Annotated in this window: 15 protein-coding genes and 5 pseudogenes; 15 read left to right on the top strand and 5 right to left on the bottom strand. The window is 60.2% G+C overall.

Annotated elements, in window-relative coordinates; genetic code table 11:
• On the top strand, nucleotides 1–1,367 hold a 1,367-nt coding region (gene groL / locus DH08_RS07640; protein WP_192178732.1), incomplete at its 5' end, for a chaperonin GroEL.
• A 788-nt stretch (nucleotides 1,368–2,155) separates the two neighbouring features.
• On the opposite strand, the gene DH08_RS07635 is transcribed toward groL, so the two are convergent.
• Together DH08_RS07635 and DH08_RS07630 are read right to left on the bottom strand one after the other, a co-directional pair.
• On the bottom strand, nucleotides 2,156–2,737 hold the full coding sequence (locus DH08_RS07635; RefSeq protein WP_192178731.1) for a type II toxin-antitoxin system VapC family toxin: 582 nt from the start codon (nucleotides 2,735–2,737) through the stop codon (nucleotides 2,156–2,158).
• Nucleotides 2,727–3,023, bottom strand: a complete 297-nt coding sequence (locus DH08_RS07630) for a hypothetical protein (protein WP_192178730.1) — start codon at nucleotides 3,021–3,023, stop codon at nucleotides 2,727–2,729. The genes DH08_RS07635 and DH08_RS07630 overlap by 11 nt, the downstream gene beginning before the upstream one ends.
• Before the next feature lie 725 nt (nucleotides 3,024–3,748).
• Here DH08_RS07630 and DH08_RS07625 point away from each other — a divergent pair.
• The 3 genes and pseudogenes from DH08_RS07625 to DH08_RS07615 form a co-directional block, all read left to right on the top strand.
• Nucleotides 3,749–4,213 (top strand): Ros/MucR family transcriptional regulator, encoded by a 465-nt coding sequence (locus tag DH08_RS07625; protein WP_192178729.1) that lies wholly within the window; start codon nucleotides 3,749–3,751, stop codon nucleotides 4,211–4,213.
• Nucleotides 4,214–4,365: 152 nt separating this feature from the next.
• Complete coding sequence (locus tag DH08_RS07620; protein WP_192178728.1) at nucleotides 4,366–5,034, top strand: hypothetical protein; 669 nt, start codon at nucleotides 4,366–4,368, stop codon at nucleotides 5,032–5,034.
• Nucleotides 5,035–5,056: 22 nt separating this feature from the next.
• Nucleotides 5,057–5,437: pseudogene (locus DH08_RS07615) on the top strand (MFS transporter); the annotation flags it as partial.
• A 985-nt stretch (nucleotides 5,438–6,422) separates the two neighbouring features.
• On the opposite strand, the pseudogene DH08_RS07610 reads toward DH08_RS07615, so the two are convergent.
• A pseudogene (locus DH08_RS07610) lies at nucleotides 6,423–6,989 on the bottom strand (IS6 family transposase); the annotation flags it as partial.
• Between the two features lie 81 nt (nucleotides 6,990–7,070).
• Between DH08_RS07610 and DH08_RS07605 the strand changes: the two are divergent.
• The 3 genes from DH08_RS07605 (at nucleotide 7,071) to DH08_RS07595 (ending at nucleotide 10,478) form a co-directional block, all read left to right on the top strand.
• A complete protein-coding gene (locus DH08_RS07605; RefSeq protein ID WP_246800730.1) occupies nucleotides 7,071–8,219 on the top strand; it encodes a phosphoribosyltransferase domain-containing protein in 1,149 nt (382 codons plus the stop codon).
• Nucleotides 8,220–8,333: 114 nt separating this feature from the next.
• Complete coding sequence (locus tag DH08_RS07600; RefSeq protein WP_192178727.1) at nucleotides 8,334–9,422, top strand: cysteine protease StiP domain-containing protein; 1,089 nt, start codon at nucleotides 8,334–8,336, stop codon at nucleotides 9,420–9,422.
• A gap of 234 nt (nucleotides 9,423–9,656) precedes the next feature.
• Complete coding sequence (locus DH08_RS07595) at nucleotides 9,657–10,478, top strand: HAD family hydrolase (protein WP_192178726.1); 822 nt, start codon at nucleotides 9,657–9,659, stop codon at nucleotides 10,476–10,478.
• 71 nt (nucleotides 10,479–10,549) lie between these two features.
• Here DH08_RS07595 and DH08_RS07590 read toward each other — a convergent pair.
• Both DH08_RS07590 and DH08_RS07585 read right to left on the bottom strand, forming a co-directional pair.
• A pseudogene (locus DH08_RS07590) lies at nucleotides 10,550–10,721 on the bottom strand (ISL3 family transposase); the annotation flags it as partial.
• A 231-nt stretch (nucleotides 10,722–10,952) separates the two neighbouring features.
• Nucleotides 10,953–11,309 carry a hypothetical protein gene (locus tag DH08_RS07585; RefSeq protein ID WP_192178725.1) on the bottom strand — a complete coding sequence of 119 codons (357 nt, stop codon included), beginning with the start codon at nucleotides 11,307–11,309 and terminating at the stop codon, nucleotides 10,953–10,955.
• Nucleotides 11,310–12,974: 1,665 nt separating this feature from the next.
• Here DH08_RS07585 and DH08_RS07580 point away from each other — a divergent pair.
• The 8 genes and pseudogenes from DH08_RS07580 to DH08_RS07545 all read left to right on the top strand — a co-directional run bounded on the left by DH08_RS07580 (nucleotide 12,975) and on the right by DH08_RS07545 (nucleotide 24,227).
• Complete coding sequence (locus DH08_RS07580; protein ID WP_192178724.1) at nucleotides 12,975–13,136, top strand: hypothetical protein; 162 nt, start codon at nucleotides 12,975–12,977, stop codon at nucleotides 13,134–13,136.
• Between the two features lie 38 nt (nucleotides 13,137–13,174).
• Entirely contained in the window at nucleotides 13,175–13,342 is a 168-nt protein-coding gene (locus DH08_RS07575) for a hypothetical protein (protein WP_192178723.1), read from the top strand.
• A gap of 118 nt (nucleotides 13,343–13,460) precedes the next feature.
• A complete protein-coding gene (locus DH08_RS07570) occupies nucleotides 13,461–14,549 on the top strand; it encodes an HlyD family secretion protein (RefSeq protein ID WP_192178722.1) in 1,089 nt (362 codons plus the stop codon).
• 31 nt (nucleotides 14,550–14,580) lie between these two features.
• Entirely contained in the window at nucleotides 14,581–16,740 is a 2,160-nt protein-coding gene (locus DH08_RS07565) for a peptidase domain-containing ABC transporter (protein WP_192178721.1), read from the top strand.
• Nucleotides 16,741–16,820: 80 nt separating this feature from the next.
• Nucleotides 16,821–17,270 (top strand): annotated as a pseudogene (locus DH08_RS07560) (transposase); the annotation flags it as partial.
• A 519-nt stretch (nucleotides 17,271–17,789) separates the two neighbouring features.
• The gene (locus DH08_RS07555) at nucleotides 17,790–19,274 is read left to right on the top strand and encodes a TIGR02677 family protein (protein WP_345892367.1); all 1,485 of its coding nucleotides are present in this window, start codon (nucleotides 17,790–17,792) and stop codon (nucleotides 19,272–19,274) included.
• Nucleotides 19,271–20,565 (top strand): annotated as a pseudogene (locus tag DH08_RS07550) (TIGR02678 family protein). Before DH08_RS07555 ends, DH08_RS07550 begins: the two are co-directional and overlap by 4 nt.
• Nucleotides 20,562–24,227, top strand: a complete 3,666-nt coding sequence (locus DH08_RS07545) for a TIGR02680 family protein (protein WP_246800729.1) — start codon at nucleotides 20,562–20,564, stop codon at nucleotides 24,225–24,227. The pseudogene DH08_RS07550 and the gene DH08_RS07545 overlap by 4 nt, the downstream one beginning before the upstream one ends.
• The last annotated feature ends 31 nt before the right edge of the window (nucleotides 24,228–24,258 follow it).

Genomic DNA, 24,258 nt, shown 5'->3' with positions numbered 1-24,258 from the left:
AGTCGATCGTCCAGGAAGGCCACAAGGCGGTTGCCGCCGGCATGAACCCGATGGACCTGAAGCGCGGCATCGACCTCGCCGTCACCGACGTCGTCGGGACGCTGATCAAGAACGCCAAGAAGATCAAGACCTCCGAGGAAGTCGCCCAGGTCGGCACGATCGCCGGCAATGGCGACGAGTCGGTCGGCAAGATGATCGCGGAGGCGATGCAGAAGGTCGGCAACGAGGGTGTCATCACGGTCGAGGAAGCCAAGACCGCCGAGACCGAACTGGAAGTCGTCGAAGGCATGCAGTTCGACCGCGGCTATCTCTCGCCCTACTTCGTCACCAACGCCGACAAGATGGTCGCCGATCTGGAAGACGCCTACATCCTTCTCCACGAGAAGAAGCTCTCCAACCTGCAGGCCATGCTGCCGGTCCTCGAGGCCGTCGTGCAGACCTCGAAGCCGCTGCTCATCATCTCGGAAGACGTCGAAGGCGAGGCTCTGGCCACGCTGGTCGTCAACAAGCTGCGTGGCGGCCTGAAGATCGCCGCCGTCAAGGCGCCGGGCTTCGGCGATCGCCGCAAGGCGATGCTGGAAGACATCGCCATCCTCACCGGTGGCCAGGTCATCTCGGAAGACCTCGGCATCAAGCTCCAGAATGTCGGCCTCAACATGCTCGGCCGCGCCAAGAAGGTGTCGATCTCCAAGGAGAACACCACCATCGTCGACGGCGCTGGCAAGAAGGCTGAGATCCAGGGCCGCGTTGCCCAGATCAAGCAGCAGATCGAGGAGACCACCTCGGACTACGACAAGGAGAAGCTGCAGGAGCGTCTGGCCAAGCTGGCGGGCGGCGTTGCCGTCATCCGCGTCGGCGGTGCGACGGAAGTCGAAGTCAAGGAAAAGAAGGACCGCGTCGATGACGCCCTCAACGCGACCCGTGCGGCCGTGGAAGAAGGCATTGTTCCCGGCGGCGGCGTCGCACTCCTGCGCGCTTCGCTGGCCATCACCGTCACCGGCGCCAATTCCGACCAGACCGCGGGCATCAGCATCGTGCGTCGCGCGCTGCAGGCTCCGGCTCGCCAGATCGCGGCCAACGCCGGTGCGGAAGCATCGATCGTTGCCGGCAAGATCCTCGAGAACAAGGGCGCGACCTTCGGCTACAACGCCCAGACCGGCGAATATGGCGACATGATCGCCATGGGCATCGTCGACCCGGTCAAGGTCGTGCGCACGGCTCTGCAGGATGCGGCCTCGGTCGCCGGCCTGCTCGTCACCACCGAAGCCATGATCGCCGAGGCTCCGAAGAAAGAGTCGGCTGGCGGCGGCATGCCTGGCGGCATGGGCGGCGGCGGCATGGGCGGCATGGGTGGTATGGATTTCTAAGGTCCACGCATCTCAACAACTCGAAGGGCGGCAGCGATGCCGCCCTTTTTGCTGGTCTAAGCTTGGTCGGAAAAAATGCGGTCGGCGCGAATATTTCCGGAACCCAATAGCCCCTCGGCGTTAGTTTGGCGCCTAAGGCGTTTCGGGGGACAAATCCGAAGAAATGAATTTGACTAAAAAAGGCGTCCCCCGCACCTAAAAGCTGTGAGGGACGCTCCCGGGTCGAGGCTTCGCTTTTCAGGATGTTGCGCTGCGACACGGCAAAGCCAAGCCGGGCGCTTTTTCATGGGGCGATGCCCTTCTCCTCTTGCTGCTTAGTGCGTTCCGCACTGCCTTCTTATGCGACTTTCGAAGCACAGAGCGTGAACATCGAGCCCGGTTCATTGTTAGAGTCACGGCCCAGCGAGCAGCCCTCGCTATTCTAAATGCCACCGGGTCGTGGTGAATACGATAAACGACTGCGCCAAGGGTGCCTTCAGCTTTCCCCGGAAAGCTCAAGAATTCAAAGCGGCCAGATCGTTGCACTAAGGCGTCCTTCCAGAGATCGATCGTCGTCGTTTTGCCAACTCCGTCCGGACCCTCGGCATTTACGCTCCCATATACTCGCAATAGATATGCAGAATGGCTTCTATTTAAACCGTCAGACTCAGCAAAACGCCAGCGTCGCAGTCGAGGCTTTCATACTCAGCGGCCATTGAGGCGGCAAAAGGTTTACCCGCAGTTTAGGAGCTGGTCCGAATTTTGGCGGAAGATCACACGGTACTCTGAGACCTCCGAACTCATGCGAATCACGAGGCTTCTAGTGTTCGATACAGGACAATTCGTCCCGTCGGTACAAGTTGGGAAAGAAAGTCGAAGTCCCGAATGTTTCCCGTGAGCACACTCGCACCCAGCTGCCGCGCCTGCAGGCAAACCAGAGCGTCGTTGACGAACTTGCGTTCGTGACCTTCGCCTTTTGGCAAATTGCTCATTCGGAAAAGCAGGCCTGCGAGGATGCCGGATTGCCCCCAGATGGCAGTGTCGGGAGCGTGAAGTCGGTGCTCGGGTATATCCGCGACCGTCGCCCGGATCGTTTCCAGTGCGATCTTCGTTGACGTGTGCTTTGGATCCAATCGGCCGAATGCGTATGTCAGCTCGGAAAGGCACACAGCCGAATGATGACATAGCCTATACGTCAGAAGCCTATCCACCTCTGCCGGTGATCGGCCTTGGAGGACATCCAGATACACGGTCGTATCCAAAAACAATGGACGGCCAATAATAGGCTCGTCGTCGACCCATGGCAGATCGTCATCGGCCCGGCGCACGAGTGTCCCCAGGCGTTTCTGCGGTTTGAATGATCGAAGGGTATCGGCGAGATCAAATCCCAAGATCGATATCCGAGGGAATGCTGCCTTTGCGCTTGACGAGGCCAGCCCCGAAGTCATCCTCCAGCGCCAGCCGCGACAGAGCAAGCTCCAACAACTCGGTGTCCGACGTGACGTGGGCGCGCTTCTTGGCCGCGTCGATCAGCTCTGACGGTACGCGCCCCGACAGACGCGTATTCTTAGCGGAACCAAGGAGACCAACGGCCCTCGCTTGTTCGAGGACGAGCTTGTTGCGGGTCAGTGCGACCGTTGCTTCGCTGTCTGTTGTAGTATGGATTTGAGCGCCCATGCCAGCCTCCTGTGTTGAACATAACATAGTTTACGTTCAACATAGATGCAAAGGGTAGTCGAGGTCGGTCGCGGGGATGATCCCAGCGCCACGATACTGGATAGCGATGTCGGCGCGGCCGGTGGAAGATTTCGCTTCGACGGGCTACCCGAGCCGAGGGGAACATCGTCCTTAAGACGACATTCCGATTATGGTCGCAAGCGCCCGCTCGAAGAGATAAGCGCTCCTTTTGGCGATGCAACTCCAGGTTAGGGATGAATTGCAAAAAGCTCAAGACCGTACGGCTGGACATCGATTTCCGGGGGACTGCTCGGCCATCAATTTCGCATTAAGAAGATCGACGAAGTTCGGCCCAAGCTTACGGCCGAAACGCGCTTAGCAGCTGGCTGCACCCTATATCGAAAAATGCAGGTGTCGAGCTGCTTGGGTACCGAATTGCCAAAATCGACATCGCGATAGTGGCGCTTTCGATGGCGCGAAAATATCTTCGGCTCTTCGTGGAAAATTCACAAGCAGGGGATTGGGAAGCACAGCTGAGCTCGACTTGGTCGGGGGATAGCCAAAAGCGAGCGGATGAACGTGCACGAGGGCATGATACGTCGCATAGATCTCAGTGCTCGACGAGCATCGCGACAGCCCTGCTAACGCTGTATTTGCGTTCAGCGGCAAGCCCCACTATGAAGCAATGCTTCGCCGACTATGTTTCAAGCCGCTCGGAGAGTTTCATGACAGACGAAGCCGACAAAAACATCGACACACTCATCGAGCTCACCGCCGATGTTGTCTCAGCCTATGTCTCCAACAATCCGGTTCCGGTGGGGGATCTCCCTGCTCTGATCGGCCAAGTGCATGCGGCTCTGAAAGGCACGGCCGGAAGCGTCTCGGCAGAAGAGCGGGTGGTCCTTCAGCCTGCAGTCCCGATCAAGAAGTCGGTGACACCGGATTACATCATCTCCCTTGAGGACGGGAAGAAATTCAAATCGCTAAAGCGCCATCTGTCCACCCACTACGGGCTGACGCCGAATGAATATCGCGCCAAATGGGGCCTGCCGGCGGATTATCCCATGGTCGCGCCGAATTACGCCGCGGCGCGCTCGGCCTTGGCCAAGACGATGGGGCTCGGCCGCAAGCCGAAGGAGCCGGAAACGCCAGTGCCGGCGAAGCGGACCCGCAAGAAGGTCGCGGTCTAATTTCGGCAACCGAAATTCGTTCTCCAGTGCGCAGCCTGCGGTCGCGCACAGGGTGCATTTCGTGGTTGTGTCTGCGCCGCCATGTTTTCAATCGCGTACAGGGTGCGTTCCTGCAAACGCCGCTCGTAACGCAACGCAAAGGATGTCGCACCATGGGTACTCGAAATTTCATCGCAGTAGCCTCCCTCGCCATGATGGTGATCGTCTCGTCACCCTCCGAGGCCCGCACCCTCTTCACCAACGACACCGCCTCCCGCACCCAGGCCCTCGCCCTGCTGGAAACGCTCAACGCCGACCTGCTCAGCCACCCCAGCGCCACGCTTACGCTGGAACGGTGGTGTGGTGAGCACGGGCTGGCGCCGGAGGCGAAGATTGTCGCCCATCGCGTGAAGGGCGACGACAAACTGCTGCCGGATAATGCCCGCCAGGCATTGGGGATCAGCGCTGGCGAACCCGTGCACTACCGCCGCGTGCAGCTCGCCTGTGGCGAGCTCGTGCTCTCCGAGGCCGATAACTGGTACGTCCCGTCGCGACTCACACCCCAGATGAACCAGGTGCTCGACACCACCGATCAGCCCTTCGGGAAGGTGGTCCAGCCGCTGCACTTCCGCCGCCAAACCATTAGCGCCGAGCTGCTGTGGTCGCCGCTGCCCAAGGGGTGGGAGATGGACGCGCCGCTGCCGGCGGCGGGGAAAGGAGCGCTGGCCATTCCCCACGAGGTGCTGCGGCACCGGGCCATCCTCTATACCGGAGCGAACCAGCCCTTCAGCCTGGTGGTGGAGACCTACACAGCCGAGGTCTTGGCCTTCGGCCGCCGCTGACAGGCCGCGAAATTTTCGCGCTCCCGGACCGGCACTTGAACGGAAGCCCCGGAGCGACCCTATCGCTGTAAAGGTTGATTACTCCATATCAGAGTAACCTCGAGACCTTTTTGGGCTATATGCGGGCAAGGCGCCACGTTCAGAGCCGTGCCGGTGCACGAATTGGACGCTCCAGCGAAATCTTCAAACGCCTTCACTTTGCACAGAAACATTCCTCACGCCAACCTGGATGGACTTTCTTCGCCTCAAGCATCGGCTCACGGCCGCGGATAAGGAAGTCGGCCCTCATCTCCTGGCACTGCATGATGGAGAGCTTCCTCCACACACAGTGCTTTCGATCGAACAAACGACCGAGGTAGCTCGTACCCATGCCACAACAATCTTTTCTCGTCCTCCGAGGTGACGTCATGATGAGGCGTTAGCCGATGAACCGGCCCCCTGGCGCATGACAAGTATCTGTCAGACCACTATCTAGTGATAACCTCAATCGTCGTGCGGCGCGACGACGATTTCAGCACGGCAGATGCGGTTGCAGGTGCAGTGGCTGGGGTGTGATCCCTCCTATGTGATAGTCCTTGCGGACAGAGGGCCGACAGGCTCTGTGCCGCATCCAGTCAGTCGGACCGATCTATCTGGCTGCCTTTCTCCGTTATCGACAAATTTTGTAGTGGAATGTGAGTGTAGAACAGCGCGGTCGACGAAAGGCTTCAAACGAACGGAGCGCAAAACCAGAATGGCGTGTAACATGCTATTCGCTGGGCGAAAAAAACTGTTCGGATTGTGAGAACGGTCATGGTTAAACAGGGCCGTGAACATACCCGCGGCATGCTCGTCGAAGCGGCTTGGCGGCAGCACGCGCGCGCGCCGGGGCCACTCCGTGATTTCGCTTGTCGTACTGATGGCGACCGACCGGTGCCGACCACATGGTGTCTCGATCCATGCAAACAATACTGTCGCTATTGAGCCAAACTGTCGACTATCGAACAGACGCACCATAGGCCAAACGTTTTGCATTTCGTGCGCAGCCTCAAGCAAAAAGGAAGGAAGAGCGCGACGCGAAGGTGCGCCGGCCCAACTTGAGTAGCAGCGCGCAGTTACATCCTCAGGATGGCACGTCACTTGCACATCACTTTGGGAAGCCGTTGTGACGGTTTTGCCCCGAACCAAAGGAGATGACGATGGCAACTGGCCCGGAAGTACTGAATTGCCCGGAGCAACTGAAGATTTTGGCTGAAGAGCTGCAGGCGTAGCGTGCCGAGCCAGGAACTATGTCACGAGCTGAGGTGGAGCGATTCGTCGGCGATCTGGCGAAAGACGATAATCGACACTGTCGCGTTTGGACGTGAAGGGACCGCCGACGGCCATATCAGGCGAGGGCTGGGATCACAGCTTTCCAGGTGATGGAGATGGATCTGGAATGCGGAGCGTTTTGAGCGGGCTGGGACGAAGAGACTACGGAAGGTTGAGAAGATCGAGCGAAGCGCTGCAGCCTCCCGGCGAACGGAAGCCTTGCATCGTCCGCTCCCGCTTTCGCAGCGGCACGTGGGAACTCTCGGCCCTGTTGTTGAGGCCCCTGTGCGCGCGGTGCTCGACATCCGGCATGACCTGCCGTTTCGCCGCTCCATAGGAACGCAGCTTGTCGGTGATGATGCGCTTTGGCGCCAGGCCCTGTTTCTTCAGCAGCCTGGTGAGCAGGCGCGGCCTCGAGAACATAACCGTCCTGATCGAGCTGCCAAACATCATTGGGGCTCGGCCGCTTCCTGCGCAGTTGGTCGAACGTAAACTCGGGGCCGAACTTCTTCCCCCACCGGCGATCGCTTTATAGGAGACGACGATCCAGCGCTCCGGAAGCTTTCCTCGACCAGGCGCAGGCTCAAAGGGAACCGGTAATAAAGCCACACCGCATGGGCGATGATCGCGGCGCGAAAGCGGTGGCGTTTGTAGCTTATGTGCATGAACCGGCGTCGACCCCAGCGCCTCCTCACAAGAAGTTACCGTGACAACGCCCCAAATCATTAACGAATCGGGTGGCCATTTTGGACAATGCACTTAAAAAATACCGTTCTGCCGAGCTGGGTCGTGGAACCATATCGGTTGAAATCGATCGCAGCCTAATGCCCCCCGATGAAATATTTGGATTTGCCGAGCGCGTTAACCCCAAACGGTCTTTCATGTTCGTTTCCAAGGTGCTTGGACGTCATATTCCCGTGCGGCCTTCGCTGATGCGAACGACGTACAAATTTCTGGCCGACCAAATTTCACCCGATCTCGAAGGGCCAATCCTGTTCATAGGAATGGCCGAAGCCGCTGTCGGGCTGGGTGCGGGCGTGCACCAGCAATACTCAGAACAAAATGACCGGGATGACACCGTCTATATTTGCACTACCAGACATGCACTTGGTTTGCCCCTAATCTGCGAGTTCCAGGAGGAGCACAGTCACGCCACGGGACATCTCCTACACTGGCCGCTCATGCCAGGTCTGGTCTCCAGGGTTAAGAATGCCCGAACACTTGTATTGATTGACGATGAAGCGTCGACCGGAAAAACATTCGGCAATCTGTTCGCAGCTCTGCCTGCCGGCATCAGGTCGAACGTTCGCAATGCGGTACTCGTCACCCTCACGGATTGGTCAGATGGCGCTATCGAACAGACGATAGCAACCAAAGTGAAGCGCGCGTCACTCCTGTCCGGGCGGTATCGCTGGCATGCAAACGGTCTGAACAGCAACGCGCCGGAAGTGCCAACAGTTGAAACGAAAAGGCGCAAGGTCATTTCTCCCGACAAGGATATCGACTGGGCGCGATTGGGCGTCTCCCGCCACCGTCTGCAACTGGAGGGTCAGGCAGCAGCGTCGGGCGCTACGCTGGTTCTTGGTACAGGAGAACATATTTGGCAGCCGTTCCTGCTTGCGGAAAAATTGGAGATGGAAGGAGCTGACGTCCACTACTCATCCGTTACACGATCGCCGATTTCAGTAGGTCACGCGATAGTAAAGAAATTCGCGTTTGAGGACAATTACGGAGGGCATTCGTTAAATTACCTGTACAATGTCAATCCGTCAGATTACGCAAAGGTCCTTCTTTGCTCCGAGACATGTGAAGAGCAGATAAGTCATACACTTGTGACGTCATTGAGAGAGCCAACAGTAATAGTTGCTCGGCGAGCGCTTTTATCGATGGTCTAACATTAATCAACAGCATTCACCTTGGTATTTCATTGATACTCCATCCTGGGTTTGAAGCCAGCAGTCATCTAAGCCTCCAGGGTTCCGATACGCGGCGGAGGAAAGAGAGGACCTTTGCTGACGACGCAAAGTAAATTCATTTCGGGCACGTATCGCAGTTCGGACGTTACGTTTCTTTTGAAACCTATAAAATTAGAGGCAATCGACGTCGCATCGAAGGAAGCGGCGATACAGTCCGGTCTACGCCACTATTCGGAAACAATTTCATTCGAAGGCGCGCCCGAAGCCGGCTACATGGAGATATTTGATGAAGCGATGTCAGCTGGCGCTGCGAGAATGGGACGCGAGGTGGCAGCCCTCGCGCGGTCTATCTCAAATCAAATTAAAGGCCCGATCACGTTGGCGAGCCTCGTTCGGGCCGGAGTGCCCTTGGGTGTTCTCCTCAAGCGTGCGTTGTCGCGCCTAAAAAAGGACGTCGAACACTTTGGCATTTCGATCATCCGGGACCGCGGAATTGACTGCAATGCAATGCGCCACATCATTGAGCGGCGGCCCATTGAAGGCCTGCTGTTCGTTGATGGCTGGACCGGCAAAGGCGCTATCGCCAACGAGCTGGAACGGAGCTTCCATTCATTTTCTGCACAGCCGCCAAAGCTGGTGGTTCTGGCTGACCCCTGTGGCCGCGCGTGGCTTGCGGCGTCGAGCGAAGACTGGCTTATTCCGTCGGGAATACTCGGAAGCACCGTGTCCGGGCTGATCAGCCGTTCGATACTGAACGAGCAGGTCACCGGTCCGGAAGATTTTCACGGTACAGTCATATGGGATCACTTGACGTCCCACGATATCTCAGCTGCTTTCGTGGACAATGTGTGGACACATGCCGTCACCGCGTTAGACCAAAATAACGAAATCGCGCAGTGGACGGATAACGACCGCTCAAGCCATCAGAGACGATCGCGGGAGGCAATCAATCGAATTGCTGCAGAGTTTGCCGTTGAGAATTTTAATCGGATCAAGCCAGGAATTGCGGAAGCCACGAGGGCAATTCTGCGCCATATGCCTCAAATTGTATTCCTGTCTTCCGTTGAAGATGCTGAGCTGGCAGCGCTGCTATATTTGATCCGAAAGAAGAATGTTCCCTTCCAAGTCGCCTCGGAAATAATCCAGCCTTATCGCGCCATTACCTTGATCCAGAGGGTTTAAAAGAATCGCAAAAAAATAGATCGCCATTTTAACTTGGCGCGACACTTTACATGCCGATTATAAAGCAAGACGCGCCTGCTTTATGGTAAAAACTTCTGGAAATAATGTCGTTGGTCCTGTGTCTAGAAAACGAAGCAGTCGGCATAGATGTGAATGCAAAACCAAAGTCATCTGCCCGGAATCTTTCCGGGTTGACGAAAACGAATTCCAAATATGTATGGCGGATCGAGTGCAATGCCTGATCAACCCGTCAAATCCGTAGATCACGCCATCCAGCCAATCGTCTTTGCCGATCTGGATGACACATTGTTCCAGACGCACGCAAAGTGTCCGAAAGGCAGCAAGGACAAACTGACTCTAGCTGCGATCTCCTCGAACGGACATCATTCCATGATGACCCCGCGGCAGGTTGCGATGATCGATTGGCTGCTGAGTACGTCACAAGTCATTCCCGTCACGGCACGTGGCACGACAGCCTACGGGAACGTCAAGATCGCGTTCAACAGCTACGCAATTGTTGCCAACGGCGCTGTCATCCTTAAACCGGGCGGTGCGCATCTGAAGGAGTGGCACGATGTCATTTCTAAGGAACTGATCCCTCACAGGGAGGCACTGAACAAGGTACTTGAAATAGGTCGGCAAGGAGCCGAAGCTGGCAAAATGTCTGTTCGTTCGTGGATCGTTGAAGAAATGGATATGGCCACATACGCCGTCTTCAAAGAAAACGACGGTGATGGCAAGAGGCTGGCCGAACTGAAATTTGAGTTCGACGATGCGGGTTGGATACGGCATCACAACGGAAACAACTTCGCGCTAATCCCCCCGCCGGTTTCAAAGCGCCGGGCAGTAGAGTTCCTCTTGAAGAAGATTCGCTCGGAGTCTGGAGATAGGCCAGCGATCGGATTCGGTGACAGCGCAAGCGATCTCGCCTATCTCAATCTGTGCGACTGGTGGGGCGCGCCATCGCGCTCGCAGATTTCGGCGATGCTGAACCAAGGCTTGACCTTCAGCGCATCGAGAAATGGGAGCGCTCCCCGGAACCGGAAACTTCGCTAAAAAAAGCCCCAACTGTGTTTCGGCTTGGAATAAGGGGTGACGCAATCTCGATGAAGTTCGCATTCATGCACCACACCGATCAATCGGGCTTGGAGGAGGTCGAGTTTTCCGCGCCCATACATCTAGGCTTTACGAGCTTGAGTTTCGTAATTTGGCCCTCTTCTGGCCGTTTGAACAGGGTTCGGTGATCGCGGCGCGGACGGCTGCGCGGTCGCGAGTGATACCGCTGACGAAGGATGCGATGACCCGGCATCGGTCCAACCTGAGGGCGACCGGTGTGCGCGGCGTTTCGTTGCCGCTAAGTGACGTTAGGGCGGGCGTACTGGTTTCTGTCGCAAACTATTCGGTAATCCGCTGAACAGCCATTATGACAGCGGTCAAGCCCATGCTGCAAACGGCCGCTTCTCCGTCTGCGACCACGCCCGACCACGCTGCACCGATGTGATGACATCAACGCGTGACGATGTGACCACCTCAACGCGCGACCTCGGCTGTAAGTTTTCTGATTGCGGCAGCGGCGCTTCGTCGACCGCTCGCCGCTGCCAACACTCGCGATTTAGGCATATTCTTTAATTTGTCCACGTTCTCCAGCAGCGCGTGCACCGCTTGCGTTGCGCCGTTGTTGCCCAGGATCTGGAGGATATCGTCCTTGCTGAGCTTCTGGCCGCTGAACTCCAGCTTCGCCAGCCCCTCCGCGTTGTCCAGCAGGGCCTGCACCGCCTGCGCCGCGCCGATGTTGCCCAGGATCTTGAGGATGTCGTGCTTGGCGAACTTCTGGCCGCCGAGATCCAGCTTCGCCAGCGCCTCCGCGTTCTTCAGCAGGGTCTGCACCGCCTGCGCCCCACCGTTGTTGCCCAGGATCTTGACGATATCGTCCTTGCCGAACTTCTGGCCGCCGAACTCCAGCTTCGGGCGGCACCATCATTGCCTAGCATCTTGACGATATCGCCGTTGCCGAACTTCTGACCGCCGAACTCCAGCTTCGCCAGCGCCTCCGCGTGCACGTAGCGCAGGGTCCTCGATTCGATGTGCCCCAACGGTGTGGCTGGAAGACCTGTCGCCAAGGGCATCATTGGCACTGCGCGCAATGGGAACGGAGGACGACCCTCTACCTTGAGGCCCAGAGCGCATTCGATCCATGATGGAATCGAACGATTGGCTGCCTTCTCCAGGGGCAACACCTGATTGGGGGCGCGAACTGCTCGATCCCCGCGTGCTGTCCGCTCCAGCAGCGCCAATGCGCGCTCTTCCGGGTCGGCCAATGCCCGTCATATTCCATCTCCGATACCGGCGAGAATGCGCCGGCTATAGTGTTTGGGGCGGGTGTCGATCATCCAAAGTGCTTCAGGGCTTCGACGTATAAGTGCGATCGCCCAGATGGCACGTGGTCTTCCCAAAAGTGGGGCACGGATGCGTGGCGCCCCTTGGTCCCTTTTGAGGCTCTGATGCGATCGGTTGCAGCTGCCTCGGCGCGGACCCAAGACGTTTGGCATGCGGCCGAGCCAGCTGACAGTAGCTGCACCGGGAGATGCCGAACGTATGCACATCGTGTCACCGTGAGCAGAGTCGGCCGTACGCCTACTCGACCCGCTGATCCAGCCATGGATCGTCGCGGCAGCGCCCGAACTCTCTCGCCGATCCTCATCGCTGCGATCCACGCGCCAAGATAAGTCCGCGTTCTCGCGTGATGACACTCCGTGCCGCGGACGATCCACCATCCCGGCAAGTGAGATCATGGACCGTGGGCAATCCGTGGCGCTCATTCCAATCCATTTGGGTACTGCCACGATCCGCCGACCGACAATCTCGCAACAAGAAAAAGTGAAATAGTCATTCCCTACGGAGCCGCATTTTGGCAGGTCGGGCATAGTCGTCCTTCCTGACGCAAACCTGACTTGCGTTCAGCCAAATCTTGAAATTTGGAAAAAGGGGTGATCACTCAAACGCCTGCAGCGGTCCGGCTGCAGCCCATGGGCGGGCTTTGCCCGCGGTGTGGGAGGTCGAGCCGCGTCCATAGCCCGTACGTGAGGAGCGTTGCAGACTTGCCCGGTGTGGGCAGAATATTGAGCTAGGCTGGGCTTTGCGTTGCAGCTTTGCGCATTGCGGTACCCAGGTCGCAAACAGCAGGCAGCGTCGCGCGTTCGTGCAGAGATCGTGCGCGCGGGCGGCAAGCACATTCAGCCGCATCAACGTGACATCAACGGATCGCTACCTCTTCATTGTGCTGACTTGCACCATCTACTCGTTGCCGCTCTCCCCGACATACGCTTGCGTTGCCCCCTGTTGTCGGGTTTGTCGCGTCCGCGACACGGTGATGTTCGGCCGGCGTGCCGCCGCGCTCTCCCTGAAGCCACTGAATAATATGCAGAACAGTTTTTCTGAAGCGCCTCTGTGCAGTTGGCACGACTCTTGATGTTCTCATTGTACGGCGGCACACGCCGCCGACCGGCATCACCGATTCATCCTCTTATTTGAGTTCTAGGAAAGGAGACAACAATGAACGCGGATATGTCAGCTTATAGTGTGACCGAATTAGCTCCTGAAGAAGCATCTGCAATTTCTGGAGGGTTTTTTTGGGCAATAGCTTTCGCGGTTATTGGGCTATTAGGCCTTGCAGCTGTAACTATAGCGGCAAAAGCCGCCGAGCTGCATCACTAAATGATCTTCTCATTTGAATATAGGAAAAGGGGATAACAATGAAGGAGGATATGTCAACTTATGGTGTTACCGAATTATTACCTGAAGAAGCATCTGCAATTTCGGGAGGGCTATTCTGGGGAGTAGTTTGGGCAGCTGTTACGCTACTAGCTTTTGTAGCTTCGACTATAGCGGAAGGGGCAGTCCGCTATAAGATTCACGGCTAGAACATAAGTGCGCAAGCTAACTATGCTTCATACTGAACATAGATCAGAAGTTCCCCTTTCTCCTGAAATAGCCTGCTACACCGCAGAGAGCATTCTCTCCCGAAGGTCAGGACGATCTTTGGTCATTTATAAGGTGATTGTGCTCTCTGTGCTAGCGACATTGGTGTCGCTGCCACTCATCACCATAACGGTCTCTGCCCAAAGTGCCGGTATCATTCGCCCCACCGTCGAGAAGACGCCCCTGATCGCGCCCGTCTCCGGACGCATCTCCCGTATCCTTGTCGTTGAGAACGATCTGGTTGCCCAGGGGCAGGAGATCCTCGCCCTCGATGATGAGGTGGTTGAGGAAAAGCTCAGGGCGCTTACAAGCGATATTCGCGCTAAGAGCGATCTTGCCCGGGACCTCGAAACCCTGATCTCCTCCGCCGGCATACAGGCCAAGGACCCGATCCGCCTCCTGACCGAGCCCGCTACGGCCGAGCGGGCGCATTTTCTCAACCTGCTGCGGGAGAACCAATATGCCCGCAGTAATGCCGCGGCGGAACTCGACCGCGCTAAGCGACTGCTCTCCGCTGCTGCAACGCCCGCGAAGGCCGTTGACGAGAAGGCTTTCGCCCTCCAGACAATTGAGGTGCAGGGCGAGATCCTCGCGCTGCGCAAATCCGCCGAATGGAACCAGCAGCTTTTCGACATTAACCTACGTCTCAAGGAACTCACGTCCACCTTACATCAGCTCGAGAACGAACGGGATCTGACCCGCATTCGGGCCCCCGTGTCAGGCGCTCTTGAGCAATTCTCCGGCCTCACCCCCGGCAGCTACATCCAGGCCGGGCAAACCGTCGCTTGGGTCTCGCCGGACGGCGAACTGGTGGCGGAAATCTATGTCACCCCCAACGACATCGGCTTCGTGCGGCCGGGCCAGTCGGTGCGGCTCCAGGTGGATTCCTTCAACTATAATCAATGGGGTGTCATTGACGCGACAGTGCTCGACGTGGCGCAGGACTTCACACTCCACGACAGCAGCCCGGTCTTCAAGGTCCGCTGCGCGCTCTCTCGCAGCCATCTCGCGCTCAAGAACGGGGTCATCGGTCACCTGAAGAAGGGCATGACCGTACGGGCCCGCTTCCTCGTGGCCGACCGCACTCTCCTACAACTCCTCTACAATGAGGTCGACGATTGGCTCAATCCGCTCCTGGCGGGCCACTAATCCTTCATTTTCCAACAGGCAGCGAGCCGCCATGTCGAGCAAGGTCATCAAGTTCAAGCAACGCGACATCACCGATTGCGGGGCCGCCAGCCTTGCTTCTGTCGCTGCCTTCTATGGCTACAAGCTGCCATTGTCACGCATCCGCCAGTATGCCTCGACCGACCGCTCCGGCACCACCGTGCTGGGTCTCACGGAAGCGGCCCAGAAGCTGGGCTTTATCGCCAAGGGGGTGAAGGGTGGCTTCGACAGCCTATACAAGATCCCCAAGCCCGCCATCGCGCACGTGATCGTGAAGGAGGTCCTGCACCACTTCGTAGTCATCCAGGCGATCGATGCTAGGTGGGTCATCGTCATGGATCCAGCCTATGGCGAAATCCGCAAGCTGCCGCACGAGGAATTCAAGAGGCAATGGACCGGCGTTCTGGTGCTCCTCGTTCCTGCAGACACCTTCAAGCGCCGCGAAGAAACCACCTCACCCCTCGCCCGCTTCGCGCGTCTGCTAGCGCCACACAGGGCGGTGATGGCGCAGGCTCTCGTCGGGGCGCTGGTGACGACGATCCTCACCCTCTCGACGGCCATTTACGTCCAGAAGATCGTCGATCATGTGATCACAGCGGGCAACCGCAACCTGCTCAACCTGATGAGCGTCGCCATGCTGCTGATCCTGGTGGCACAGATCCTGATCAATTTCCTCAGAAACCGGCTCGTCCTGCAGACGGGGCAGAAGATCGATGTCCACTTGATACTCGGCTACTACACTCACATCCTCAGCCTGCCCCAGAAGTTCTTCGACAGCATGCGCATGGGCGAAATCGTGTCCCGCATGAACGACGCGGTGAAGATCAGGAACTTCCTGAACGACGTCTCGATCAACATGTTCGTCGACGTGCTAATGATACTGTTCTCGCTCGGGCTGATGTTCATTTATTCGTGGAAGATCGCCTTGGTTGTGGCGGTCTCCATCCCATTGTACCTCTTAGTCTATTGGACCATCAACCGGCTGAATAGGAAGCGCCAGCGCGCCATTATGGAGAATGCCGCCGATCTGGAGGCACAACTGGTGGAATCTCTCGCAGCTGTCTCCACGATCAAGACCTCCGGCATGGAGAGCTTCGCCAACTTCAAGGTGGAGACCCGCTTCATCAAGATGCTGCACTCCGTCTACAGCTCCGGCCTCATCTCGATCTTCGGAGACAATGCCTCGAATTTCCTCTCGACCCTATTCACCATCGTGCTGATGTGGTTCGGAACGACGCTTGCCCTCGATCAAACCATCACGCCCGGCGAATTGCTGTCCTGCTATACGTTGCTCGGCTATGTCACCCGGCCGGTTGCCAGCCTGATCCAGACCAACCGGATCGTTCAGGATGCTTTTATCGCAGCGGATCGCCTGTTCGAGATCTTCGACCTGGAGCAGGAGACAAGCGGCGGCGACATTGATGCCACAAAGTCCAACCTTGGTGATATCCGCCTGGAGAACGTCACGTTCCGCTATGGCGCGCAGCCGGAGCTTTTCCAGGACCTCAGCGTCACCTTCCGCCGAGGCGAGATGACGGCCGTGGTAGGCGAAAGCGGCTCGGGCAAGAGCACCCTTGCGGCGCTGCTGCAGAATGTCTACCCGCATGAGGGCGGACGCATCCAGATCGGTCCCTTTGCTCTCCAGGATCTCTCAACCGTATCCCTGCGCAAGGCTATCGCTGCGGTGCCGCAATCGGTCGATGTGTTCTCGGGCTCGATGATCGAGAACATCGCCCTTGGCGAGTTCGAGCCGGACATCGAGAAGATCCTGCAAATCTGCGATCAATTAGGGCTACGAGAGCTGATCGATCGCTGGCCCGGCGGTCTCCAGACCCATCTGGGCGAGAACGGTGTACGCCTCTCCGGCGGCGAGAAGCAGCGCCTTGCCTTGGCTCGGGCTCTGTACCGGGATCCGGAGATCCTGATCCTCGACGAGGCGACCTCCTCTCTTGACTCGGTCGCCGAGGCGTTTGTCCTGCGGGTGATTGAGGATCTGCGTCGGGACGGTAAGACCATCGTCGTCATCGCTCATCGACTCAGCACCATTCGTGGGGCTGACACGATCGTGGTCTTGGACAAGGGGCGGATTGTTGCGGAGGGAAGGCATGGTGATCTGCTGACAGCTGACGGCGCTTACGCTCGCTTGTGGCGGGCGCAAACCGGATCCAGCTAATCCGAAAAAATTCATGGTGGGTTGGCGAATGTGGTGCAAGCCGTTGAAATGACGTAGGATTTGGTTAGATCATACCCGCCATGAACGATCTTACGCTGCTGCTGAGCGGTTTGTCATTCGTGGGCGGCAAGTCACGTCGTCGCCCGTTTCGACGGCGGCATGCTGTCGTCCAACAGCGGCGGCTCTGGCCGAGATGGAAACGCGGCTGCGGGGTGGCGTCTGGCGCGCTGCATCGACGATCCGCGCTGTCCGACCAGACCGCCCACAGCTTGGCCGACATGAGCTGCTTTCGCATGAAGATGATCGCCGCCGGCTACCAGGACGGCAACGACGCCAACCGGCTGCGCTCCGATCCGGTCTTCAAGATGGCGCAGGGTGTGCTGCCGTCGGGTCGGGATCTGGCCTCCCGATCGACGATGTGCCGGCTGGAGAACCTGCCCGGCGTGCGGGAGCTGGTCGCCATGGGGCGGGCGATGGTTGACCTTTACTGTGCCTCGTTCCGGCAGGTGCCGAAGCGGATCGTGCTCGACAAGCACCTGAGAAGCCCGTGCCCATTCCGATTAAACATCGGGATCTCGTCCCCTCCAAACCTCCGTGCTCGGCAGCTGGTCTGCGCGCGGCTGGTCCGAGGCCGACACCAAACGCGTGGCACTCGCCCAATTGCTTCAACCCATGGTTCAAATTGATTTCGCGAAGCAATTTATTTTTCGCTCGACACATCTACCGTCAGACACACCGTCAAAAATTCGGGCTTTGATTTCATCGATAATTTCGCAGTTCGCGGCTTTCTTGCCGTCATAGACGATCGATAGGATCGGTCGACATTTGGTGGGCCGATCAACTGGCTTCTGACAATGCCTCCCCTTGATCTTACTGAGGAAATGTTCTGACTAAGTGCATAGAAAGCGCGCCCGAGGCGCATGTGCTCAATGATCAACACGCCGTCTTGACGGGACGCGAGAACAAAGCGAAAACATTCAAAAGAGAGGTTGGGGAGGCAGCGATTGCCTACGTACATTGCGAATGACCCGGCGGATCTATTTCGTCACGTGAGCGCCGAGAAGGCCGCATTCTACCGCTGCATCATGGACGTCTTCGCAGCGGCCAAGCGGCAATATCGCTTGCAGTTGCGGCCCGACGAAGTGCTTGCGGAAGCCCGATGGTCGAAGAATGGGCCGCCGCGCATTGAGGATGTGAATACGGCGCTCACCCAGCTTACCGAATGGGGCAATCTTGAATCGCATCCCGACACCGCGCGGGTTTCCAGCCTTAGCGACTTCTACCGTGCACGCTTTCTCTATCGACTCTCGCAGGGCGGCGAGGCCGTTGAATCGGCCTTGGCGGTGTTTGTACAGACCTTGCAGCGCCGCGCTGAGCTGCAAACGGTGGCGCTCGAGGACATAGCGAGCCGACTGCAGGCACTTCAGGCGCTGGCCAAAGCAACCGAACCCGACGCGGCCAAGATCCATGAAACACTGCGGGATCTTGTGCGTGTCTTCGAAAGTCTGGCCGAGAACGCGCAGGCGTTCATGGCCGGCGTCGCGCGCAGCATCGAGCTGCAGCAAGCCGATGCAGGGGCGGTCGCAGACTACAAGAAGCGGCTGATCGACTATCTGGAGCGCTTCATGGGTGATCTGGTGCGCCGTTCCGACACCATCGCACGCCTCATCCTGGCTTTGGAGCAGGGCATCGACGCCCTGCTTGGACAGGTGGCCGAGCGCGAATCGCGCGACGCGGCTCCCGGCGGCGCGCAGGATCAGGCCGAGGCGCGGAAAGCCTACCTGCAAGCCTGGCAAGAACGCTGGAAGGGTCTGCGCGGCTGGTTTCTCAGCACCGGCCACGAGCCGCCGCAAGCCGAGCTGTTGCGGGCGCGGGCACGATCGGCCATCCCCCAGCTTCTGGCTGCTATCGCTGCGCTCAACGAGCGCCGCAGCGGCCGCAGCGATCGCTCTGCCGACTTCCGCCTGCTCGCCGGCTGGTTTGCCGCCTGCGCAGACAACGGCGAGGCGCACCGCCTTGCGCGGGCTGCCTTCGCCCTCAATCCGGCGCGCCATTTCTCGCTCAACGCCAACGCGGACGCCGATCTGCCGGCCAGCACCTCCTGGGCCGACGCCGCGCCGCTCAGGATTCACCCGCGTTTGCGCGAATACGGCGAAGCCGCCCCGCGCGGACCGCTGCCGCGCGTGCGAGACCGCGCCGAAGAGCGCGCGTTCCTGGCACTTCAGCTCGCAGAGGAGTCGCTGCAGGTCGAAGCGGCGCGCGAGCGTCTCGCCACCAGCCGCCCGGCGCGGCTTTCGGATCTAGGGAAACTGGACACGCATGCCTTCGGCCTGTTCCTGGCCCTGCTCGGGGAGGCGCTGAGCGAACAGGCCGGGCCGGAAACGCCGGTGGAACGACGCACGGGCGACGGTTTGCTGCACATCCACCTGAAGCCGCTCGCCCCCGACAGTCGCGCCATGATTGAGACGCCGCGTGGTGTCTTTGCCGGGCGCGACCATCTGATCACTATCACACCCTTGCAGGACGGTCGATGAAAGCGGCGAACGGCTCCAACGACAGTCGCGGCATCGGCCTGCTGCAACAGCGCTTCCAGCGCGAGGAGTTTCGCGCGAGCGTGCGCGCCCTTCTGATGACGCCGCTGATGGGGCCGGCGCATGAGGATTTCGCCGGCGTACGCCGTCAGGCCGAAGCATTGCGTGAATGGTTTTCGCGCGAGACGGGCTGGATACTGCAGGTCGAGCGCGAGGGCGCGCGCCTCTACAAGCGGCCCGGAGACCTGGCCGACGCCATGCGCGGCATTCCCGGCTACGATCGGCGCCGCTACGTGCTGCTTTGCCTCGCCTGCGCGGTGCTCGAACGCGCGGATCCGCAGATCACCTTGCGCCTGCTGGGAGAGAGGCTGCTTGAACTCGCCGCCGAGCCGACGCTCGACTTCACCTTCACGCTCGAGGCACAACACGAGCGGCGCGAACTCGTGTCGGTGTGCCGCACATTACTGGGCCTCGGGGTACTGCACCGCGTCGCCGGCGACGAAGAAACATTCGTGCGTGCCGGAGGCGATCAGGCGGATGCGCTCTACGACGTGCAGCGCCGCACGCTTGCCGGCATGCTGGCAGCGGTGCGTGGCCCGTCCACCTGGGCGGCGCAAGAAGCCCCCGTCACGCTTGAAGAGCGGCTGCGCGCCCTAATCGAAGAACATGTGGCGGACAGCGAAGAGGGGCGGCGCACGGCGCTGCGCCACCAGCTCGCGCGCCGGCTTCTCGACGATCCGGTGGTCTATGTCGAGACGCTGGACACGGAAGCCCGAGCCTACTTCTTCAACCAGCGCGGCGCGATGGCGGCCCGCCTGTGCGAGGCCGCCGGCCTGGTGGCCGAGCAGCGCGCTGAAGGCTGGCGCTGGTGGATGAAGCCGGTGTGCTGACCGATGTGGCCATGCCGGCCGAGGGCACCGACGCCCATGTAACGCTGCTGGTCGCCGAACACCTAGCCACCGGCCAAAGGCAGGGCCGGGCCGATGGGGCCGGCACGGCGCAGGCCGCCGGCATGCGGGAGCACGACATCGCCGACTTCCTGCATGAGGCCAAGGGCCGGTATGGCCGCTACTGGCGCAAATCGGCGCGAGAGCCCGGCGCCGAGCGCGAGCTCGCCGCCATTGCGATCGATCGATTGGAAAAGCTGCAACTTGTCGTGCGGATGGCTGGCGTCGTACAGCCGCTGCCGGCGCTCGCGCGCTTCGCGCTGGGCGAGGCTGAAATCCGTGAAACCCACAGTGCCTCGACCAAGGCATCCGGACCTCTGTTCGAACCGACGGGAACGACTGCTTGAACCTGTTCGCCTTGCCTCCGGAAAAACCCGCCTTGCCGATGCCGACTCGGCAGCGCTGGCAACCGCTGCGCTTGGGCCTGGTGGAGCTCTTCCGCTACGACAGTGAAGAATTCTGGTTCCGCGACGGCCATCTGCTGCTACGCGGCAACAACGGCACGGGCAAGTCCAAGGTGTTGTCGCTGACGCTGCCGCTGCTGCTCGACGCGCAACTCAAGTCTTCCCGCATCGAGCCCGATGGGGACGGCAGCAAGAAGATGGCCTGGAACCTGCTGATGAACAGCTACGACCGGCGCATCGGCTATGCGTGGATCGAGTTCGGCCGCATCGCAGAAGACGGCACGCCACGTTTTCTCTCGCTTGGCGCTGGCCTTTCAGCGACGGTGGCTCGTCCGCAGGTCGACAGTTGGTTCTTCCTGCTGGAAGATGCCGACAACGCGCCGCGCATCAATCAGGATCTGTGGCTGACGAGCGCGCAGCGGGTGGTGCTGACCAAGGAACGCCTGCGCGACGCGCTCGATGGCCGCGGCCAGGTGTTCGACACCGCGGCCGGCTACCGCCGTGCCGTCGACGAGCGCCTGTTCCACCTGGGCGCCAAGCGCTACGACGCGTTGATGGACACGCTCATCCAGCTTCGCCAACCGCAGCTTTCCAGAAAGCCGGACGAAACCGCGCTGTCGAATGCACTGACCGAAGCCCTACCGCCGCTGGCGCCCGAATTGCTTGGCGACGTCGCCGAAGCACTCGGACAGTTGGAGGAAGATCGTCGTCAACTCGACGAGTATCAGGCGCTGGCCAAGGCCGTTGGCCGTTTCGAGGAGCGTTATCGCGTCTATGCCGGTACGCAGACTCGCCGGCAGGCGCGCTTGCTGCGCCAGGCCCAGACGGAGTTCGACAACGCCAGCCGGGCACGAGGCGAGGCCCAGGTTCGGTTCGACGAGGCACAAAGGCAAGAAGCGCTGGCCCGGACCGCTCACGATGATGCCGAGATCGCGCTGGCGCGCAGTCGTGCGCGGCTCGATACCTTGCGCTCCGACCCGACGATGCAGGACGCCAATCGCCTCGAAAACGCCGAGAAGGAGACGGCGGGGCGACGGCAGGCGATGCAGAGGGCCACGATGGCCGTCGCTGAGGCAGGACGTCGGCTGGAGATCAGCACCGAGGAAGCCGGACGCGCAATCCAGCGCGCGGACCAGGCCGAACGCGCATTGGCCGATCTGCGACTGGAAAGCGCCACGCACGCCGATGCGGCGGGCATCGCCGGCCAGCACGCCGGAAATCTCCTCGCCACATCGGAGGCTTCCGCGCTGATCGAGCTGACGCAGCATGCCTTCGACAGGGCCTGCGCCGAGCTCCGCAACCTCGTTGTCGGCCGGCGTGAGCAGATTGCCCTGTTGCGTCGTCGCCACGGCGAAGTCGCGCAAGTCGAGGCCGTCTATGCGCGGCGCCGCGAAATCCAGGACGAACGGCGGATCGAAGCTGAAGCGGCTGCCGAAAGTCGGACCCAAGCCGACACTAAGGTCGAACAGCAAGGCCGGGAGCTGGTGGAGAGTTGGGACCGCTATTTTATTGGCCTAAGGCAATTGCTGATCGATTCCGACGGCAGATCCGCGGCATTGACGGCCCTGGCGGAATGGACAACGACGCTCCAGGGCGACAACCCCACGCACCAGCTCCTGCAAGCGGCATATCAAGGAGCCAGCCTCTCCCTGACTGAGCGTCGCGTAGCGCTCGACGGCCAACGGCAGGCGTTGGAGCTGCAATACGAGATCCTGAAAGACGAACGCGGACGCCTGGAAGCTGGCGACGAAATTGCGCCGCCCCTGCCCTACACGCGCGACGCCTCTGTCCGGGACGAACGTCAGGGGGCGCCGCTCTGGCAAGTGGTCGATTTTCGTGGTGCGGTGGCTGCCCCGCAACGCGCCGGCCTCGAAGCCGCCGGGTTGCTCGACGCCTGGATAGCGCCTGACGGACGACTCCAAGTCAGTGATGGTGGTACCCTACCTTACGATACGCAGGCTGTGGAACGACAGAAGCACTCTCCATCGCTCGTGGACTGGCTGGAAGCCACCGTGCCGGCCGGCTGCATCGTACCAGCCGATATCATCGGGCGCGTGCTGTCTGGCATCGCCTGCGCGGACGACGATCCGATCGACAGCGAGGCCTGGATCGCCCCCGACGGCCGCTTCCGCCTCGGCGCGCTGTCCGGTCGGTGGGGCAAGCCGGCGGCGGTTTATATCGGCCACGCGGCCCGCGCCGCAGCCCGCATGCGGCGGTTGGCTGAGATTGCTGGACGTCTGACGCAACTCTCTATCGAATTGACGGCGGTGCGAGCCAAGGCGGAGCAGCTCGCGCTGGATCGGGACCAGGCCGACGAAGAGTGGCGCCTTGCGCCCGCCGACGAGGTGTTGCGAGGCGCCCATATAGCCGCCACCGCCAGCGCCCGCGCCGCGCGTCTCGCCAGCGAAAAGCTCGCCGAAGCAGATACACGATGTCGCGAGGCCGAACAGGCGCTCAAGGCAATGCGCGAACGGCTTGCTGGGGATGCCATTGACCTGCGCCTACCCGAAATACCCGAAGCGCTACCTGGCGTCCAAGCAGCGCTGGATCATTATCGCGATGCGCACGTCCGGCTCGAACATGTGGCCCACGAGGTCCGTCTGGCACTGCCCGAGCGGCAGCGTCAGCGTGCCCGCGAGAGTGAGGCACGCAACGATGTATGGCAGCGCGAAGAGGAACTCGCGACAGCCCGCGTTGAAGCGGAAGACGCCTCTGCTCGGCTGGAAGTGCTGCGCGAAACGGTCGGCGCCAAGGTCGAGGAATTGCAGCGGCAGCTGATCGATGCGCGCCGTGTGGTCGAAACCGGTGAAGCCGAGCTGAAGCTCGCCGGCGAAGCCTGGCGCAAGGCAGGTGAGGCGCGTGCGGTTGCCGGCCAGCAGGCCGAGACGGCGAACCTCGTCCTTCAGCAGCGCGGCGAGGCCCGCGCCCAGGCGATCTCCAGACTGCAGCAGTTCGCGGTCACGGGCCTGCTGTCGGCCGCCCTGCCGCATATTGAACTGCCGGACATGGGCGTTCAGTGGACGATCGACCCGGCGTTGACACTGGCCCGTCGCGCTGAACAGGAGCTGTCCGGCCTCAGTGACGACGAGGAGGCATGGGCGCGCGTGCAGCGGCAGATAGCCGAAGAACTAACCGATCTGCAGCGCGCGCTCGCCGCGCTCGGCCACCAGGCCCAGGCCGACCCCAGCGATTGGGGTTTCAGGGTGGATATCGTCTATCAGAACCGGCGCGAACGGCCGGACCGCCTTGCCATGCGCCTCGCTGAAGAGATCGCCCAGCGCAGCGAACTGCTTACCGCGAACGAACGGGCTGTTCTGGAGAACCATCTGCAGGCCGAAATCGCCGCAGAAATCCAGCGCCTATTGCAGGGCGCCGAACGCCAAGTCGACGCCATCAACGGCGAGTTGCACAAGCGCCCTACCTCCACCGGCGTGCGCTATCGCCTGTTGTGGCAGCCGCTGTCCGAAGAGGAAGGGTCGCCGGTGGGCCTCGACGTGGCGCGCAAGCACCTGCTTAACACCAGCGCGGACCTTTGGTCGTCAGACGACCGGAGCGTCGTCGGCGCGATGCTGCAGCAGCGCATTTCCGCCGAGCGGGAGCGCTGATTCCAGCGGTGGAAAAGACAGCGGCGGTACC

It is taken from the genome of Mesorhizobium amorphae (assembly GCF_014843845.1).
GTDB lineage: Bacteria > Pseudomonadota > Alphaproteobacteria > Rhizobiales > Rhizobiaceae > Mesorhizobium > Mesorhizobium amorphae_A.
This window is presented reverse-complemented; position numbering and strand designations above follow the sequence as displayed.

What these genes read in the sequence shown, in the direction of transcription:
- DH08_RS07595 (WP_192178726.1), top strand. Translation starts at nt 9,657, where the DNA reads ATGCCTGATCAACCCGTCAAATCCGTAGATCACGCCATCCAGCCAATC.
- DH08_RS07620 (WP_192178728.1), top strand. Translation starts at nt 4,366, where the DNA reads ATGGGTACTCGAAATTTCATCGCAGTAGCCTCCCTCGCCATGATGGTG.
- DH08_RS07630 (WP_192178730.1), bottom strand. Translation starts at nt 3,023, where the DNA reads ATGGGCGCTCAAATCCATACTACAACAGACAGCGAAGCAACGGTCGCA.
- DH08_RS07580 (WP_192178724.1), top strand. Translation starts at nt 12,975, where the DNA reads ATGAACGCGGATATGTCAGCTTATAGTGTGACCGAATTAGCTCCTGAA.
- DH08_RS07565 (WP_192178721.1), top strand. Translation starts at nt 14,581, where the DNA reads ATGTCGAGCAAGGTCATCAAGTTCAAGCAACGCGACATCACCGATTGC.
- DH08_RS07575 (WP_192178723.1), top strand. Translation starts at nt 13,175, where the DNA reads ATGAAGGAGGATATGTCAACTTATGGTGTTACCGAATTATTACCTGAA.
- DH08_RS07625 (WP_192178729.1), top strand. Translation starts at nt 3,749, where the DNA reads ATGACAGACGAAGCCGACAAAAACATCGACACACTCATCGAGCTCACC.